Annotated in this window: 17 protein-coding genes; 9 read left to right on the forward strand and 8 right to left on the reverse strand. The window is 66.0% G+C overall.

Annotated features, from left to right (window positions below; genetic code table 11):
* Positions 1–54: 54 nt before the first annotated feature.
* From ACWCOM_RS11715 to ACWCOM_RS11740, 6 genes are all read right to left on the reverse strand, one after another.
* The gene (locus ACWCOM_RS11715; protein ID WP_454548927.1) at positions 55–333 is read right to left on the reverse strand and encodes a hypothetical protein; all 279 of its coding nucleotides are present in this window, start codon (positions 331–333) and stop codon (positions 55–57) included.
* 2 nt (positions 334–335) lie between these two features.
* Positions 336–1,016 (reverse strand): DUF6668 family protein, encoded by a 681-nt coding sequence (locus ACWCOM_RS11720; protein ID WP_454548928.1) that lies wholly within the window; start codon positions 1,014–1,016, stop codon positions 336–338.
* Between the two features lie 61 nt (positions 1,017–1,077).
* Positions 1,078–2,553, reverse strand: a complete 1,476-nt coding sequence (locus ACWCOM_RS11725; protein ID WP_454548929.1) for a chromosome partitioning protein ParA — start codon at positions 2,551–2,553, stop codon at positions 1,078–1,080.
* Positions 2,553–3,830 carry a hypothetical protein gene (locus tag ACWCOM_RS11730; RefSeq protein ID WP_454548930.1) on the reverse strand — a complete coding sequence of 426 codons (1,278 nt, stop codon included), beginning with the start codon at positions 3,828–3,830 and terminating at the stop codon, positions 2,553–2,555. The genes ACWCOM_RS11725 and ACWCOM_RS11730 overlap by 1 nt, the downstream gene beginning before the upstream one ends.
* A gap of 308 nt (positions 3,831–4,138) precedes the next feature.
* Positions 4,139–4,771, reverse strand: coding sequence for a hypothetical protein (locus ACWCOM_RS11735; protein ID WP_454548995.1), 633 nt, complete (start codon positions 4,769–4,771; stop codon positions 4,139–4,141).
* Positions 4,768–5,883, reverse strand: a complete 1,116-nt coding sequence (locus ACWCOM_RS11740) for a transglycosylase SLT domain-containing protein (RefSeq protein WP_454548931.1) — start codon at positions 5,881–5,883, stop codon at positions 4,768–4,770. The genes ACWCOM_RS11735 and ACWCOM_RS11740 overlap by 4 nt, the downstream gene beginning before the upstream one ends.
* A gap of 127 nt (positions 5,884–6,010) precedes the next feature.
* Here ACWCOM_RS11740 and ACWCOM_RS11745 point away from each other — a divergent pair, with 127 nt between their 5' ends.
* The 7 genes from ACWCOM_RS11745 to ACWCOM_RS11775 all read left to right on the forward strand — a co-directional run bounded on the left by ACWCOM_RS11745 (position 6,011) and on the right by ACWCOM_RS11775 (position 13,056).
* Positions 6,011–6,328, forward strand: a complete 318-nt coding sequence (locus ACWCOM_RS11745) for an ArsR/SmtB family transcription factor (protein ID WP_454548932.1) — start codon at positions 6,011–6,013, stop codon at positions 6,326–6,328.
* A gap of 830 nt (positions 6,329–7,158) precedes the next feature.
* Positions 7,159–8,268, forward strand: a complete 1,110-nt coding sequence (locus ACWCOM_RS11750; RefSeq protein WP_454548933.1) for a hypothetical protein — start codon at positions 7,159–7,161, stop codon at positions 8,266–8,268.
* A 696-nt stretch (positions 8,269–8,964) separates the two neighbouring features.
* Positions 8,965–9,219 carry an antitoxin VbhA family protein gene (locus tag ACWCOM_RS11755; RefSeq protein ID WP_454548934.1) on the forward strand — a complete coding sequence of 85 codons (255 nt, stop codon included), beginning with the start codon at positions 8,965–8,967 and terminating at the stop codon, positions 9,217–9,219.
* Between the two features lie 603 nt (positions 9,220–9,822).
* Positions 9,823–10,263, forward strand: coding sequence for a LexA family protein (locus ACWCOM_RS11760; protein ID WP_454548935.1), 441 nt, complete (start codon positions 9,823–9,825; stop codon positions 10,261–10,263).
* Positions 10,264–10,277: 14 nt separating this feature from the next.
* A complete protein-coding gene (locus tag ACWCOM_RS11765) occupies positions 10,278–11,537 on the forward strand; it encodes a Y-family DNA polymerase (protein ID WP_454548936.1) in 1,260 nt (419 codons plus the stop codon).
* Between the two features lie 322 nt (positions 11,538–11,859).
* On the forward strand, positions 11,860–12,657 hold the full coding sequence (locus tag ACWCOM_RS11770; RefSeq protein WP_454548937.1) for a ParA family protein: 798 nt from the start codon (positions 11,860–11,862) through the stop codon (positions 12,655–12,657).
* Positions 12,658–12,852: 195 nt separating this feature from the next.
* Entirely contained in the window at positions 12,853–13,056 is a 204-nt protein-coding gene (locus tag ACWCOM_RS11775; protein ID WP_454548938.1) for a hypothetical protein, read from the forward strand.
* A 1,082-nt stretch (positions 13,057–14,138) separates the two neighbouring features.
* On the opposite strand, the gene ACWCOM_RS11780 is transcribed toward ACWCOM_RS11775, so the two are convergent.
* Together ACWCOM_RS11780 and ACWCOM_RS11785 are read right to left on the reverse strand one after the other, a co-directional pair.
* On the reverse strand, positions 14,139–14,765 hold the full coding sequence (locus ACWCOM_RS11780) for a hypothetical protein (RefSeq protein ID WP_454548939.1): 627 nt from the start codon (positions 14,763–14,765) through the stop codon (positions 14,139–14,141).
* A 314-nt stretch (positions 14,766–15,079) separates the two neighbouring features.
* On the reverse strand, positions 15,080–15,175 hold the full coding sequence (locus ACWCOM_RS11785; protein ID WP_454548940.1) for a zinc-ribbon domain-containing protein: 96 nt from the start codon (positions 15,173–15,175) through the stop codon (positions 15,080–15,082).
* A 257-nt stretch (positions 15,176–15,432) separates the two neighbouring features.
* Between ACWCOM_RS11785 and ACWCOM_RS11790 the strand changes: the two genes are divergently transcribed.
* Both ACWCOM_RS11790 and ACWCOM_RS11795 read left to right on the forward strand, forming a co-directional pair.
* On the forward strand, positions 15,433–15,930 hold the full coding sequence (locus ACWCOM_RS11790; protein WP_454548941.1) for a hypothetical protein: 498 nt from the start codon (positions 15,433–15,435) through the stop codon (positions 15,928–15,930).
* Between the two features lie 31 nt (positions 15,931–15,961).
* Complete coding sequence (locus ACWCOM_RS11795; RefSeq protein WP_454548942.1) at positions 15,962–16,840, forward strand: hypothetical protein; 879 nt, start codon at positions 15,962–15,964, stop codon at positions 16,838–16,840.
* Positions 16,841–16,988: the final 148 nt, after the last annotated feature.

Consider the following 16,988-nt stretch of genomic DNA (forward strand, 5'->3'; position numbering starts at 1 on the left):
GGGCGTGATTGCGGGCCTACAAGGGGCAGGCCCGCAACCACGCAGGGGCCGGTGTCAGCCGATGATGACGTTCCAGATCGTTCCGGCGGCGCCCAGCAGGGCGGCGGCCACCAGCGGCCAGATCGGGGCTTCGATCTCGTTGCCGTGCCGGCGGTTCCGACCGGCTGAGACCAGGCCGAAGATGAAGAAGACGAACAGCACGATGCCGGCGCCCCACAGGATCCAGGACACGATCAGGTTGAAGTTGTCCAGGCCCGGAGGTGCCTGAGGGGAAACGTTGATGGCCTGCATCACAGCGGCCTGGGCAGTGGCGTAGAGAGGGGGGATGTTCATGACTACTTCTCCTTTCGGGGGGAGCTCGTCCGGGTGGCGAGCTTGTCGAGGGCCTCGATCACTTTCCGGGATCGAGTCACCCCCAGATCGAGGGCCGGGGCCGCGGATTCGCGCAGCTCCGGCAAGAACGGGATCGTGTACCCGCCGCCTTTGACCATTCGCAGGACCGCGCGGGCCCGGCGGCGGCAGTCCTTGGACACCAGCTCAGCGGACCGGTCGTGGACGATGACCACGGCCACCGCCTCCCAGGGCACGGTCCCGGCCTGGGAGGCCTGCACCAGCTCTTGGGCGGCGTCCAGGCCGGTGCGGGTGCAGGAGGTGACCACTGCGGCGCGGGCGGCCCACGGAGGCTCCGAGTCGGCGCCGTCGTGCACGTGTGCCCCGCACGCGGCGGCCAGAGTGGACACGCCCACCCCGCCGGCCGCGCCGATCAGCCACAAGCCTTCGCCGCCTCCGGTGTCCTCCACGCCGGCGCGCCCCAACAAGGAGGCCGCGGTGCCCAGCACCGGGTCGGTGTCGATCGGCTCAGGACCGGCTTCCTCTTCCTCCGGGGGAAGTACGAAAGGGTTGCCCCCGGCCGGGGCCATCCGACGGACCGGGCGGTCCAGCGGGGCAGGTGCGGGGACCGTCGTTTCCTGCTCCTGGCTGCCTGCCTGGGTATTCTTGTCCTGGTTGGTGATCACTTCTCCTCCTTTCGGAGTGCGGACGGCGCGAGGCCGAGGCGCTGAGTGTTGAGGTGTCGCATCAGAACTCCGCGATCACAGCCGCGGCCGCCAACTGCCACGCCCGTCGAGTGGGGCCGGAGAGGTCCTGGGCGCGCATCCGGCCCTGCACCAATGCCTGATCGAAAGGCACGATGTGGGCTGAGCGCACGATTGGAGCGAATTCACCCACGATTTCCTGGGCTTTGAGAGAGTGCTGGGGGTGGACCTCCGAAACGATCACCACCGCGTTGCGGGCCAGTTCCGCGGCGTGACCACCGCGGGCATGGAGGGCCTGGAGAGAGTTGACTGCGCCCTGGGCCTTGTCCGACTCAGAGGTGGTAGCGATCACGACCTGATCGGTGTGGTCGATCATCCGCGTGAAGTTCTCCCCGCGGGTCGAGTTGCCCGAATCCATGATGATCAGCCGCCAGTTACGGGAGGCGACCTCATGCAGCAGGTCTACCTCGGCTCCGGTGATGCGGTGATCGTGCTCGGGGCGCTCGTCGGAGCGCAGCACGTCGAAAGCGTCCTCGGGCTGGTGGTGGACGAACGCGGCCAGATCGGCCTTGCTCGCCCCGGCCTTCAAGAACTCCGGGGCGGCAGTGATGAGGTCCAGCACCGTGGCGCTGTGTTCCCCCGAGTGGGTCCGCCATCCCAGGGTCCCCAAGGACTCGTTGTTGTCCCAGGCCAACACCCCGCCCCCACCGGCGCGGGCCAGTTCGGAGGCCAGCCGGATCACCGTGGGCGTCTTGTTCGCCCCACCCTTGGAGTTGAGCACGGCCACCGTGCGGGAACCGATCCAATGACGCGACAGGGCATCCACCGCCGTGCGCTGGCGCAGCTCGGACTCGGAGGGACCGACTTTGAGCCCGAACACCCGGTTGAGCCAGCCCTGCCAGCCCTGCTCGGCCGGGTCCGGGGTGACCGGGGAGTTGTTCTGCAAGAAGTTCGGGGTCTGTCCCGCAGCGCCGGCGGCGCTGAGGCTCTCCACCGGTGGCGCCGACACCGGAGCCGTAGCAGGCCCCTCTGCCATGCCCTGCATCGGCGCGACCGGGGTCTTCGCAACCAGGAACGGATTGCCCCCGGCGCGCTTCTCCGCGGTGGGAGCAACAGCCTCAACCGCGGCCTCCGCTTCTTTTGCCTGCGCCGGGACGCTCTCCTCGACGTCCTGCGGGGCCGTCTCCTCCACATCCTCCGGGGCAACCTCATCGGGTGCGACCGGTGCCGTGGTCGCCGGTTCCTCAGCGGGCGCCTGTCGTGCTGCCTCTTCGGCGGCCGTGGCCGGCGCGTTGAAAACCTGCCCATCGGCGGAGACCGTCAGCACGTGCATCCCCGAGGGGTCCAGGGTCACCGCCCGAGTCGGCTCCCCGGTCGATCCAGCGACCTCGCTGGAGAGTTTCACCAGCGCCCGCCGGGCCGCGGCCACGTTCTCGTGCTGCTCGGCCAGCTCCTCTTGGTCTGCGCCCATGGTGACCGTCATGGCTCCGGTCTCGGTGATCGTCGCGTGCAGCTCCATCACTTCTCCTCTTCCTCGGGGGCCGTCGAAGCGTCCCCGTCCGTCGTCTCCTGCTCGTCCTGTTTCGTGCTCGCCTGCCCGGCCGGGGTAGTAGCCGGGTTCGGGGCGGTCTCGGTCACGGCGTACACCTGGCCGTTCTCCTCTACCACCGCCAGCCCACCGTCCGTGATCAGCGCCGGCACCGAGGCTTTGGGGTCCCCGGCGTCCAGGGCGGTGCCCGCCCGGGAGAGCCGGGCGCTGGTCTCATCACCGGTCCCTGTCACCCACAGGTGTCCGGCGGAGGCTTGGGCTGACTCCGGCAGCACAGTCACCGTCACGGCCTCGAAATCCACCGACACCCGCCCCAGGGACACCAGTGCCCCGGCCGGGTCCCACTGCGGCTGGCCCGTCCCGGTGGAGCCCTTCACCGACTGGGACACCAGCTGCGTCACCTCCGTCTTGCCCTCTCCGGCGGTGAGCTCCAGGACCGCGACCTCACCGGTGCTCTTCTCGCCGGCGAACTGGGCCACCACCAGCGACCCGTGCCCGGCCGGGAACGCCGCCACCTTCATGCCCTTGGGTGCTTTCACGGTGGCCGGCTGCGGTAGCTCCGGGCTCTCCTCGGTGATCTTCCACAGACGTCCGGTCTGCGCGTCCGCGGCGATCACGGCCCCACCATCGGCGGCGACCGCTTCGGCCCCAGCGGGCACGATCCGCTTCTGGACGCTGTTGCCGGCCAGCACCCCGGCGGTCTGGTCCGCTCCGACGATCAGCGGCTCCCCACCTTCCAACACCACCTCGGCGCGCTCGGGCAGCTGGACCTCAGTGAACTGCTCGCCGTCCTGGTCCATCACCGCCAAACGGCCCCCGCCCCCGGATACGGCCAGCCGCGGCGTGCCATTGTCGGTCCACACCGCCAGCCCGGTCGGCTCGAACGGGGCCGCCACGCGCTTGACCTCCCGCCCGGTCTCGGCCTGCCGGGTGACCACCTCGCGGTCCTCGACCATCACCAACCGTCCCGCGGCGTCCTGGCGCACGGGCACCCGGTTCTCGGCCGGGGCCGACCACTTCGCGTAGGTGGACCACCCTGCTGGGGCCGCCACCGGCAGCTGGGTGGGCCCCGGTGCCGGCAGCACGACTTCGGCACTGGAGTCCTCCCCGAGCACCTGGGCGCCCACCGGCACCGCCACCCCGACCAGCACGAACAGCCCGGTCAGCGCGTAACCGGCCTGCCGCTTGGTCAGCGTGCGTAGGTCCCACCGCCGGCCCCGCCGGGGTCCACCGGCGGCCGCAGCCATGCTCCGGGTCCTCCCCACACCATCAGCAACCGGGGACGGAACAGGCGCCTCGTGCAGCTCCACCAAAGTGCCCTCATCCACGTCCACGACCATCTGATACACCTGGTCGTCATCGGTGATCCCCTCAACCCGGCACCGCCGCTTCCCCAGGGCCTCGCACACCGCCAACGCGGCATCACGAGCCGCCAAGGCCACCGATCCGGCCTCATCGACGGAGACCACAGCCCGCTTGCCCCCACATGTGGCCAAGGCCTCGTGTGAGGTCATCGTGACCACGATCAGCGGCCACCGGTGGACCACCTCAACCATCACTGCTCTCCCGCCCCGCCGGCGTCCATGTCGCGCAGCTGGTGGCCCACGACCTCCCACGCACCGTCGTGCTTCTCCAGATAGAGAGTCACCTGGCGCCGCCCCGTGCCCGGGGCCGGCTCCTCGTCGCGGCTGATCCAGCTCCAGGTCACGTCGTAGACCCGGATCGCCTTATCCGGTGCCACGTCTCGGGCAGCGTCCCCAATCGCCGTTACCGCCCGAGCCTCGCTGTAGGCCCGGTGCTCAGAGGGCTTCAACCAGGCGCCCTGCGAGGAATTGCGCTGCGGCTCGATTTGATTGGCCGCCCACTCCTCGGACATCAGCGGCTTGGCGCGGATCGCCGCGGCCGTCTCGGTGCGGTCGGTGGCCGTGTCCCAGGAGTGCAGCATCAGCGCGGCCGTGTGCGCGGTGGACTCCACATCGGAGCGGTCCGCGTCCCCCGGCACCGGGAACGTGCCATCCCCCGGCACCGCCGGGGTCGCCTGCACGGTGGGAGTGCTGGTGGAAGCGGCCGCACTCGTGGGAGAGGTGGTGGCCTGCTGGGAGGTCTGCTCAGCGCCCGCCCCGCAACCTGCCAAGGGCAGGGCGCACACGACCAGGACAGTACTCAGACGGTGACGGTGGCGGATCATCTCGGCCACGCTCCCTTCTCTTTGAGGATCGGTTCGGGGTCGATGTTGTAGCCCTCGTAGGGGAAAACGACGTCCGGGGCGGAGGGCTTGTAAATCTCGAAGTGCAGGTGCGTGGCCATGTCGAACTGGCCTCGGCTGCCCTCGGTGCCGATCACGTCCCCGCGGGAGAGCTTCTGGCCCTTCTTCACCGCGTAGGAGTTCAGGTGGCAGAAGGCGAACCCGAAATCGGGATCGTCGCCGTTCTCCTTGGCGATCACGCACCCGTCCTCGTTGTTGAACCCGGTGATGCGTAGATCGGTCGGAGCGATCACCGGACCCCCGGAGTCAGAGCCGGCACCGGCGGTGGCAATATCCACTCCCACGTGGTCCTGCGCCCAGTCGGGCAGGCCGGGCACGTTGCGCCGCCCGTAGCCAGAGGTGAACTTTCCGCCAGGTAGAGGCACGGTCCACTCCCCGTCGCCCAGGTCGCCATCCCACTCCTTGGCACCGGTGGGCACCTCGCAGTCCGCGGAGAACTCAACCTGCCCACCGTCGAGGATCGTGGTCACGTACTTCTGGGTCTCCGCGAACGGCGGTACCCCCTTGTGTTGCTGCACGGCGCCGGGGCCGGCGTTGTAGGCGGCCAGCATCAAGCGCACCAACTGGTCCGCGTCATCGCCGGCCAGGTCCTTCACCTCATCGCGCAGCGCAGCCATGTACCGCCCATAGGCCGGAATCGCATCCTCGGGATCGGTGATATCCCCACCCTGGCCGTACCGAGCCCAGGTGTCGGGCATGAACTGCGCGATCCCCTGCGCCCCAGCAGAGCTACCAGCGTTGGGGTCCCAGTTGGACTCGGCTTTGAGCTGGGCCGCGACCACGCTCACCGGCAGCCCAGCCTCCTCAGCCGCCGCCTCCACCAACGGTCCCCAGCCGTTGGGAACGTTGATCAGACCATCCTCCGACTCTTCGCCGGAGACCACCGCGGCCGGGGCGCATTCACCGGCTGATGCCTGGGTCTGCGTCAGCACCGCCAGACCCGCCACTCCGACCACCGGCACTGCCGTCAGCAGGAGCGCACCCACGGTCACCGCGGCCACCAGGCCGCCTCCGCCCTTGGACTCCTCGCTCATGCTGACCTCCGGTCCCAACAACAGTCATTCAGGGTTATCCTTTATGAAAAGTGTAACTCGTTCTATTCGTGGCGTGCGTCATCACGCCGTATCCGTTTAAGTGAGAGGACAGTGGAGAATGGGACGCATGCCAGCCCCGATCCAACCCCGAGGTCAGAGCGACGCAGTGCATGCGGCTGCTGTGGCCTTGGGAAATACCGTGCGCCTCGCGATCATTCATGAACTCGCGCAGGGCCCGCTCCTCGGCCCAGACCTCATCTCCCGCCTCGGCCTGCCCTCAGGAACCGTCGGGCCGCACTTGGAGCTCCTTCGGGGCCAGGGCGTCATTACGTCCACCGCGCAAAGCGGGCGGGGCCGCCCCACCCTTCACGAGCTCAACACGGATAAAACCCGTGAGCTGCTAGACATCTGGACCACGTATCTGCTGAACCAAAACACGCTCTGATCCATCGCGGCACACCACTCCGACACATCTCCCTGCGGCGCTACTGGCCTTGTCGTCCGGCGGACCTTCCTGGGGCGCCTACAACGATGATATGTATGCAAACGACTGCTTCCCAACGTGCGCTACCGGCCTTTCGTCGGCCGTGATCAGCAGGGGAAGCAACGCGCAAGCGCAGGGGCAACCGGCTACATCCTCTGCTTCTTGTCCCCGACATAAGGGATGGCCTCCCCCGCCATGCTCGGCTTCGCCCAGTGGCTTGACTGATGGAGCCTGTGAGCCGGCCAGAAACAAGACACACCCTGCGGTGTCCTAGCGCTAGCAAAAGCTATGTGAGATGGTGAGCGCATGAAGGAGTACACACCCCCCAAGCTGTTTGGGCAGCGCGTCGCACTCAACATGCGCGTTAAGCCTGCTCAGCACCGTCGTGTGGCGGAGCGGGCGGCTGCGCTGGGCCTATCCCAGGCTGACTATGTGGGTGCTCTAGTTGATCGTGACTATGGGCTGCCGAACCTGATTGACGACCGGCAGAACCAGGAGAAGGACCGACTACCCCTTGACCCTTAAATGACTGACGGCCCGCCGTGGTGGGCGGGCCGTCGAAGTCATCCAGCTGTCACAAGTTTGCCGACCGAGACAGCTGGTTCAACAGCTAACTGAATGAGACCTATCAATGAACCCATTAACAGGGGACTGTTGTGCCCCCTAGTGTAGCCGAGACGCGTCATCATGTGGAGCCCTCCCGGCTCCGTGCCGCCGACGTGACGTCGGCCGCTGACCAGGTAGAACGTCAGCACCCCCAAAAGTTCCCGTCGCGTACCCGTCGTGTGCGGGTGGAGCAGGAGCGTTCCAAGGCTGTCGTGTTGCGGGCGGTGCCCACGGGGTGCCAGCTTGCCAAGCACGCCGCCGCCTGGCGCCGGGCCGTGCTGGAGCACCCCAGCCTGGAGTTGATCCGTGCCGATGCCCGGGCGAACCTGCTGGCCGTGGTGGAGATCATCTGCCACCAGCAGGACCCCGCCTCGCGCACCTGGCGCACCACCTGGGACTGGGTCGCTGCGAAGATCGACCGCTCCCGCTCCACCGTGGCGCGGGTGATCCGCCACCTGCGCGAGTGCGGGCTGCTGGCCGTGGTCGCCACCGGCCGCAGCGCGGCCCGTACCCCGCGCGCCACCGGCCGCACCCAGGGCGAGGCCCCCGTCTACGCCCTCATCCACAACACCCCTCAGCCGGCCCCTGAGCCTGTGGAGATAACTGACACCCCGGTCCCCACGAAGTGGGAGAGTCTTTCCCCGCACGCGCGCGAAGAACTTTCCCGGAAGGACGCGGCTACGCCGCGACCGACCCGAAGGCGCGCCGCACAGCGGCGCGAGGTGGTCGCCGCCCTGAGCCGTCGTACAGCCCCGCTGTGGCCCCGTCATGCGACGACGGAGCCTTTGACGAAGCGGGTGACCCGTCGGGCGCGGAAGGAGACTCAGCGGGCGGCTGCCCTGGAGCTCCAGTACGAGGCGATCGTGCTGCGCCAGCTCACCACCGCCCACGTCGCAAGCGTGTGCAAGCCCTTCTTCGAAGCCGGGTGGACCATCGCCGACGTGCTCACCGCCCTGGACTGGACGCCTCAGGGCACCCGCTACGGCTTCCTGACCGTGGAGGGCATCGAGAACCCCGGAGCCTGGCTGGCTGCCCGGATGCGCGCCTGGACCCACCCCGACGGCACCCCGATGCGGTCCCGGGACCAGCGGGTCGCCGCCGAGGCCGCCCAGCGCCGCGCGGCAGCACGCGCGGCCGCCGAACGCCACGCCACCCGCCAAGCTCAGCAACAAGCTGAGAGGTGTGGCGTGGCCGTTAGGTCCGATGGTGAGCCGGTGGTTGGGCAGCGGCCGTTCCGCCAACGCTTCGCCGCCCAGATCGCCGCCGGCCGGGCAGCCGCCGCACCGCTAGCCTGATCCTGCCCCCAGCACCGGAGAACTGCCCTCCCATGACTGCACCTACCTACCAGCGGCTCGCTGGAGTGCTCCCCGGCGAGTCCCTGCCCGACCCAGCGCCGGCCGACACGCGGCTTCACCTTCTACTGCACTACGTGCACGAACGCACACGTGTCCTACCCTGGGGACATCGATCAGCAACGGCCAGTACTCCTGCCGCAGATGGACGTATTCCTGCGTGCCACGGGAGTAGATGCTGATCGACGATGTTCCGTCACCTCCCCCGTGCGGGCATCGGACGGGCCCTGCCGCCCCCTCAACCAGGCAGGGCCCGCCCCCTTTTAAGCCAAGCACCCGATAAGGGAGTCCACCGGGACCACAGCATCGGCCCCCACGGCAGACGAAAGACCGGGAACGAGCCCCGGCCTTTCGGGTGAGATGCCTTTCACCGACGCCCAGTGTCCTCCCCGTGCTGGCAGTCGTCTACTCCCGTGACCACCGCACCTCGGAAGGCCGTCGATGGAGGCACGAGACGAATCGGTTCAGGCGAACAGTGGACAAACACCAGGCATGCGCCGCGTTTCGATCCGGGAAACGCACTCCCGTACCCTTTTGCTGATGCGACAACGACAAAAGCGGAAGAGTCGTGCATTCCATGCGCGGCAAGGGACCGCCCATGCCTTGGGGGCGCTGGGGGTCCTGGTCATAGGTGTGGCCGTGACCACGGCAGCGCTGGGCACCATGGTCGGACCCCCGGTGGACACCCTCCTCAGCGAACCGAAGTCCGAAGCTGCCGATGCCCGCGAACAGCTCCAGCAAGTATTGGCCGCGGAGATGAGCTGGCACCATGCGGTGCTGGAAGACCTCGCCCCCACCCCGGCGGCCATGGCTGACACCGACCGCTACGTAGCCGGTGACATCGACCTCGACGAGCTCGCCCGACGCTCCCAAGAACGCCGCGGACAACCGTAATCCACCACCCCGAGAGCAACAGTGAACACCTGGCCCTCTAGGGTGAGCTGCCGTTCGGGGCGCAGTGCCCACCGAGATTTGCCCTGAGGACCTCCCCCAGCGACACCTCCGACTAGGCGGAGCTGCCCACCGTAAGCTGCGTGGGTGGTTGTCTGCTGCGGTGCTGTGTCGAGGTAAGACCCAGTTCCGGCTCCTACCCTGGCTACGTCGATGCGCCACCTGGAACCTGCTGGACGTGAACGACAATCCACCGGCAGGCAGGTGCCCTCATCGATGTGCGTCCAGGCTTGGCCGCTTCATGGACGCACGGGGCCCCGCTGAATCCCATGGCGGGGCCCCACTGCGCGCCCGCCCACACCGCCCCCGCGTCCTCTCTCCTTTCTGGCCCCCGCCGGCCGTTCCGGCAACGCTGGGCCGCCCAAATCGCCGCCGGCCAGCACGAAGCAGCTGCTGCAGCCGCCTCGACCCCGTAGCCGGTCCGCCCTTGGCGTGTCCGGTGGACGGGGCAGAATCCGCCCCGTCAGCACCAGTCAAACCGCATATGTGTACGGTATGAGTTTATGTTTTGGCTTTGGGGTCGAATAGGTGTTCTATCCTGGCGGCATGAGACACCCAGTTCCGCTCACCATTGACCGCCCCGTGCTGGTCTCTGCGGTCCTGGTCCGAGTCCCGGCTGGCTTCCCCTCCCCTGCCCAGGACAGCTTCGACGACGGCCGGATCGACCTCAACGAGGTCCTGATCAGAGACGTCACCTCCACCTACGCCTTCCGGGTCACCGGAGACTCCATGGAAGGCATCGGGATCTACCACGGCGACGAAGTCCTCGTGGACCGATCCCTGACCCCCAAAGACGGCGATGTCGTGATCGCCGTCCTCGACGGGGACTTCACCATCAAGACCCTCCACGTCCACCCGAACCGGGTCGTGCTGCACCCGGAGAACCCGGCCTACCCCGACGTGGAGGTCCCGTCGCTGTCGACCCTGCACATCTGGGGTGTCGTGGTATACGGAATCCGCCACATCAACCAGCGGAAGCTGCACTAGGACGGTGGTCTGCGGTGATCGCCCTGGTCGACGTGAACAACTTCTACGCCTCCTGCGAGGCCCTCTTCGAGCCCTCCCTGGCCGGCAAACCCCTGGTGGTGCTCTCCAACAACGACGGCTGTGTCGTCGCCCGTTCCGCGGCGGCCAAGGCGTTAGGGATCAAGATGGGGGACCCCTGGTTCCAGCTGCGCGCCGACGCGGCCCGGTGGGGATTGATCAAACGCTCCTCCAACTACCAGCTCTACGCGGACCTGTCCGAGCGGGTGATGCTGCTGCTGGCCCGCCACGCGATGGGGCAGGAGGTGTACTCCATCGACGAGTGCTTCCTCCTCCCACCCGAGGGCACCCCGGCCGAGCAAACCCGGTGGGCACGCCGGCTCAAGGCCACCGTGGCCCGCAACGTCGGGCTGCCCGTGAGCATCGGGATCGCCAGCTCCAAGACGCGGGCGAAGATCGCCACCGAAACCGCGAAGAAACTGCCCGCCACCGGTGGGGTGGTGCACTGGGACCAGGCCCCCGAGGGGTACTGGGAGAAGCTCATGGCCGCCCTGCCCGTCACCGAGGTCTGGGGGATCGCGGGTCGGCTGGCCCAGCGCCTGGAGGCGATGGGCATCGAGACCATCGCCGACCTGCGCGATGCCGACCCGGTGGCCATCCGGAACACGTTCTCCGTGGTGCAGATGCGCACCGTGCTGGAGCTCAACGGTTTCCCCGCCATCCCCGTGGAGGACGAGGTGGCCACCAAGCAGCAGATCCTGGTCTCCCGATCCTTCCCGGACCCGATTCATGACCCGGAGATCGTCGGGGCCGCGGTGGCCGAGTTCGCCCAACGCGCTTCCCGCCGTCTCCGGAAGGAAGGCGAGGTCACCGGGCGCTGCACCGTCTTCGCCAGCACCTCCCCGCACCGGCCAGGCCCAGCACACAATGTCTCCGCGCACGTGCGGCTGGCCGTGCCCACCAACGAGCCCACTCCCCTGGTGGCCGCGGCCCGGGCGGCGCTGGGGCCCAAGCTGATGCACGGCATGTCCTACATGCGCGCAGGCATCCTCTGTGTGGACCTCGCCCCCGAGGGTGCCGTGCCCGTCCTACCCGGTGTGCTCGAGCAGCCGGCCCCGCTCGGGGAGCTCATCGACGCGGTGAACCGCCGCTTCGGCACCGGCAGCCTGGCGCTGGGCCGGCTTGGCACCCGCTCCTCCGCCCCCTGGCGGAACCGGCAAGCTGACCTGTCGCCCCGGTATACGACCGACTGGGCAGAACTACGCACCGTGAGCTGACCCAAGACACATGAGGAGCTGCCGCACGTTTCCTCGGCCCCGGAGGGCCTCCGAAACGCTTGCCAAAGAAGACTGGGGAACCTAAGTGCCACTTCCCTGCCCCCGCATCTGGGAAGACACGTCACCTTTGATGTCAGTGTGCCTTGAGGGCGGCCGCATCACTGGGGTAGCAGATCCTTGAGCAGCTTTCCTGTATAAGTTTGGTGCCACGCCTGGCCAAGACGTTGGAGGTAATAGTTCTAACTGTGTACTGTTAGTTCCAACGGAACTAACAGTGATAGGCATGCTTTGGCATCACTCCCCCGAGACCCAAGGAGTCCCCGTGGACATCGTCGCTGTCGCCGCCCAGAAGGGCGGGGTTGGGAAAACAACCACCACGTACCACCTGACCCGAGCCGCCGCCCGTGCAGGTCTGCGCGTACTGGCCGTCGACGCTGATCCGCAGGGCAATCTGACTTCCGCACTGGCTGCTGAACCCCCACAGCCGGAAGCCCTTGGGGTTGCTGACACGCTCAATCCGGAAGCGGAGCACCGCTACGCGCTTGACGACGTGATCGTCCCCGCTGTTTGGGAAGGCGTGGACCTTGCTCCAACGTCCGGTGAGGCGCTGACTTACATCGAGGACGAGCTCACCCAAAAACCCAAAACGCCAGAGAACTCCTCACGGCTGAAAGCCAACCTGGCCACAATGGCCGACCGCTACGACTTGGTGATCATCGACTGCCCGCCTAACCGCGGGGCTCTGACTGTCAATGCCCTGGTGGCCGCCACGCAGGTGCTGGTGGTGACCATGCCGGCACTGTATGCCGCCAACGGAGTCGCCCATATCTTCACCTCCATCCAGGAAGTTCAGAAGGAACTGAACCCGGAGCTGATCAACCGTGGGGTGCTACTCAATCTGTGGGAACCCTCCACTATCGCCTCGCGAGAATGGCGCTTGTGGCTGGCTGAAACCTACGGGGACCAGCTCCTGGAGCCCTATATCCCCAAACGCGAAGCTGTGAAGACTGCTCAGGAGGCCGGAATGGGATTGGACGAGCTGCCCAAGACGGAGGAACTGGTTCGTTTTTACGATGCTCACCTCCAACGCCTGCTGCCCACCCGAGTTGGAGGGAACTGACCAATGCCCGCACGCCCAGCGCGCCGACAGGCCTTGACCCCTCCGCTGCCAGCCTCGGACCGTCTCATATCCCCTATCGCCGGGCGATCCACCTTGCCCTCACGCAACACGCCGGCGCCCGAATCGGGGCCCGAGGCCAAAGCAGGCCCCAAGCGCCCCAAAGCAAATCTGCGAAAGACGCGTGTCCAGCCCTACGTGGAGCCCGAAATCGATGTCAGGCTGAGGGCGGCCTACAACGCTCTGGCTCCACGGGACGATTCGTTCAGTGACTTCCTCGAACAGATGCTCGTGGACCGATTGCAGGATCTGGAGTCCACCCACAACGGCGGCAAGCCTTTCCCTCCCGTCACCAAGCGTCTGCGCACTGGCCCGCGGATGAAGATGCCTGATGCAGAGTGAACTTGTAGCTGCCAACGCGCCTCCACCATCGTGGCTCGGTGCCTGTTCGAGCGCGCGTATGGCGTTCGAGCAATGTCTGCCTTTCTCGTAGCTGCATCGAGCAGAAAAAGAACGACGGAGTGAACTTGACGCTCCTCTATGCAAAGACCGCGGGTCATTTAGAGATGTTAGTTCTAACAGTTCCAACAGAACGATCATCTGTAAACCACTGCCTTTGTCGGGGCAGGGCTTCAGGCGCAGATCTTCCATGATGAAACGTCACTTGTTGGAGCTGTTGGTTCCAACTTTCCCACTAGGTCCTGGCTCCTCGGGACGACCTCACTGTTGCGGGACAGGCTATGTAGGTAGTGACGACATGAGCTCCGATTTCATCCCGTCCAGGTTGCACGCCAAAATGTTAGAGCGGTTAGAACGGTTAGTTCTAATCGCTCTAACATTTTCGGTAGACCGGCTTCGCCTAGGGTGCTTGATGGGTGGTGTGGGCAGTTGATGTATTGCCTCGCTGCCCAGGCTTCCGCCGAAGCGTGGATCCGAGTTATTGGGGGCCCGCTTCAGGTGGGCGAGCTAAGCGTCTGCTGCTGCCGTTGTTACCTTCAACCTCGATATAGGTCCGGTTGCCCGGAGTTGGTTGGCTGTGGGGCGGTGACGCTTGATGGACATTGTGAGTAGCTCTCCGTGGCCTTCCTGATATAGACATCCATTAAGGGCAACATGGGACGGTGGCACGTAGTTGGAGCGGTTAGATCTAACAGTTCCAATAGGCCCAGGGGCCTTTTGATTCAAGCCATCTCAGTCCATGCCGAAGGGGCATGCGATCAGAGGTGGGTGGCGAGGATGGCGCGGCCGCGGGTGAGGACGTCGCGGATGAGCTGTTGCTCGGCGCCGGTGAAGTCGGGCCTTCGGAGGTGGGGGCGGTGGCGATCTGGCTGTCACGGACCGGCACCGTGTCGGTGTCCTCGTCAGAGGTCTGCGTCCCGTCGTCGGTCTGCCAGATCAGGCCCAGATCTGTGCCACGGAAGCGGATTCACAGCGGGCAGGAGAACCTCATGGGCGCACTTTATCCGTCGACGCCAGCGCCCTCATCATGCCAGGGGAGTGTCCGAGAGTGCGGGCTGGCCGTGGCGGGTTGAGCGTGACGGGAGGGGGCCGGCCAGCTCAAGGACTGCCCTTTCGTAGTCATCCCCGAAATCGATCTGGGTGATGTCTTTGAGGCGGATCTTGTCCATGGACTGCTCCCACCGCCCCTCCGGGGTGATGAGCAACAGCCACAGGTTCCTCTCCTCCCACTCAACCGGTGCCCCGATCAACAGCGTTCCCGGGCGGGTGGCCTCCCGGTAGACGGACACAACCCCAGTAAGGGACGCACCGGCGGTGATGATCGAACGCGCCTCAGGCAGGTCAAGGGAGCTGATCGGAGCTGCCGGTGGCCACGACTGGCGTCGCTGCAGGAGCGGCACGAAGGTGGCATGGGTCTCCACGCGCACCAGGTCCTGGAGGCGCAGCGCGTGGTAACCGTTGAGATAGGCGCCGTCACGGATGCCGACCAGCAGCACCCAGGTCTCACCGAGCTCGACCACCACGCCCTCGAGCACCTCGTGCGGTTCCACGGATCGCTGAACCTGGACCGGAGTAGCTGAAATCAGGGACTTCCGCAGCGTAGCCAGTATCTTCTTCCGCGACGTCTTCTTCGAAGGCTGGTTCTTGATCACGGCCCATGGTGGCACCCGGGCGAGATGGCACAGATGGGGACGCGCGGTATCCCAGCGACCCGCAGGGTCAGCGCTACATGCGACTCCAGGCGCACACTGTTAGAACGGTTCGTTCTTCTGGAACTAATAGCTCCAACATAGTGAAGGTCGCTTCGCGCTCATGGGCGGGGTGAGGGCAGTAGTTGGTCAGAGACGTCGTGACCCGCCCATACTTTCTTTCCTGTGACCGCCGCATCCGGCGGTCACCGCCGGATGCGGGCACACCACTGCCCACCGGAGGTGCGGCTGGAGGCCGTGGCTTGCCACGGGTGGCCTTATGGGCACAGCCACCACATGGACCGGTCCGAGGCGGGCCTGAGATCCCGCGGGCCCAAGTTCCCGTTGCGGGTGGGGTGCCACTGCGTGGCCACCGCCGTGCTCTTCTCCTCCAGCGACCGCCCCGGCTTATGGAGTGGGGGAGGCCCCGGCGCAGTTTGCCGGGGCCGAAGGCCGGGTCACCCAGGTCTCAGCCCGTGCGGCTTTGGTTGCCGAGTCAGGCGCGCACCGGGGGCACCTGGTGTCCGACCTGGTGCCTAAGCCGGTGCGGGAGGCGACAGGCCCTCATCGACACTACTTAGTGTGTGTTTGATAAAGCATGGGCCAAGGGGGACATGGCTAAGCTCGGCTTATGACAGCACAAATTACCGAGGGTGAGTGGATCCCGCTTCCTGGAGCGCTTCCCGAGACAGTCAAAGCAGACACCGTCTATGTAATCCCGACACGTGCTCCTGCCGAAGGCAACGACACACCCCGCTATACCGAGACCGTGAGGTACCTGCCCAAGGTCGCACGGTCCAAAGACGTGCCTGTGGAGTTCGCTACGCCAAGCGGTACGCGCCAGTACCTCTCTGAATACAGCATCGATCCGGAGATGTGGTCGCTCGGTCTCGCGTGCCTGCAGATGGCAAATGACTGGATCATCCACACGGTCTCGCACTTCATCAGCCTTCGTGCCGACTCTCAGGGATGGCAGCAAGAGGAAGCTGCTCAACTTCCTCTCAAAGTGACCGTCGCCGAGACTTCGACCGGTCGAAATTACGAGATCGAGGGCAGCGGTGCCGAGGTCATTGAAGCGCTGAAGGTTCTCCAACAGGAACAAGCCGAGGGTGAGGAGAAGGTCGACTGACGTGGCGGAGCGCAGAGGGGGCCAATTTAAGATGAGGATCATGCAGGCCGGGCCTATCCCCCCGTCGGGAGGCCCCCTGCGAGAGAGGTACCTCGACCATCACGGTCGAGAGGCGCTTGAAGTCGCGACCTCAGAGTACTCCGAGGCCATCGCACTCCTGGGTGCCCGCGCCGCGTCCATGCCAGCTCTAGATTTTGCCCTTGTCGAGTTCGACGACGATGTGCGGGACGCCATCCAGCGCGACAAGCGGACTCGGTGGAATGAATTCCGGGCGGGGATGGATCAGTCCACGCTCGAGGCCATCGAGCCTCACGTTAAGAAGTCAGTGAAGGCTGCAATGGATGCGCTTAACTATCTTGAGGATCACGAGTTAATGGAGGAGGCGCACACGCTCATCCATTGCGCCGCGTTCGTCAACCGGGGTCTTTTCGGCTGCCCAATCGTCCTCCGTGACGATCAGTACTGGAGCGACTGTCCCATCAACATGTCACACCTTCGGATGGGTGTGTCGCCTGGCTTTGTCAGCGACTTTGAATGCTCGATCTGTGGCGAACTGGTTGAGGATTGTGACCACCAGATGGGACAGCCGTACTCAAAAGTTGCCGGACGCACCGGCGAGGGCAAGTGCATCATCTGCGATTCGGTCGACTGCGAGCATCCCGAGGGTGAAGTTTTCCTCGTGCAAGCACACGCTCGTGCGCGGAATATCAAGCCGAGCGAGGTCTCTTTCGTGGCGCGTCCGCGGTATCCGCTGTCTCGGATCGTTGAAGAGGCGAGGGACATGGGACCGCTGCATGATGACCCGCACGTAAAGCATGCCGCCGAGCACGGCAACCTCAACTGTGACGCTGACCTCGGGCCATGTAAGGGCTTCAATGAGATGAAGGACTGGAACCTCAACGAAGTATGACGGCCTGGACAACAGAACTAGGCAACGTATGAAGAGACCTGTCGCGACCCGTACCCCCGTCGCGGGGCAATGAGCAGCCCGAAACTCGCCTGCATCCCCCAACAATGACGTCAGACGATGATGCTGGCACGGGTCAACCCCTCCCACC

The sequence above is a fragment of the Kocuria sp. KH4 genome (assembly GCF_053711175.1).

Coding starts and splice junctions, on each gene's coding strand:
- ACWCOM_RS11715 (WP_454548927.1), bottom strand. CDS start 333: ATGAACATCCCCCCTCTCTACGCCACTGCCCAGGCCGCTGTGATGCAG.
- ACWCOM_RS11725 (WP_454548929.1), bottom strand. CDS start 2,553: ATGGAGCTGCACGCGACGATCACCGAGACCGGAGCCATGACGGTCACC.
- ACWCOM_RS11730 (WP_454548930.1), bottom strand. CDS start 3,830: ATGGCTGCGGCCGCCGGTGGACCCCGGCGGGGCCGGCGGTGGGACCTA.
- ACWCOM_RS11735 (WP_454548995.1), bottom strand. CDS start 4,771: ATGATCCGCCACCGTCACCGTCTGAGTACTGTCCTGGTCGTGTGCGCC.
- ACWCOM_RS11740 (WP_454548931.1), bottom strand. CDS start 5,883: ATGAGCGAGGAGTCCAAGGGCGGAGGCGGCCTGGTGGCCGCGGTGACC.
- ACWCOM_RS11745 (WP_454548932.1), top strand. CDS start 6,011: ATGCCAGCCCCGATCCAACCCCGAGGTCAGAGCGACGCAGTGCATGCG.
- ACWCOM_RS11760 (WP_454548935.1), top strand. CDS start 9,823: ATGAGACACCCAGTTCCGCTCACCATTGACCGCCCCGTGCTGGTCTCT.
- ACWCOM_RS11790 (WP_454548941.1), top strand. CDS start 15,433: ATGACAGCACAAATTACCGAGGGTGAGTGGATCCCGCTTCCTGGAGCG.
- ACWCOM_RS11795 (WP_454548942.1), top strand. CDS start 15,962: ATGAGGATCATGCAGGCCGGGCCTATCCCCCCGTCGGGAGGCCCCCTG.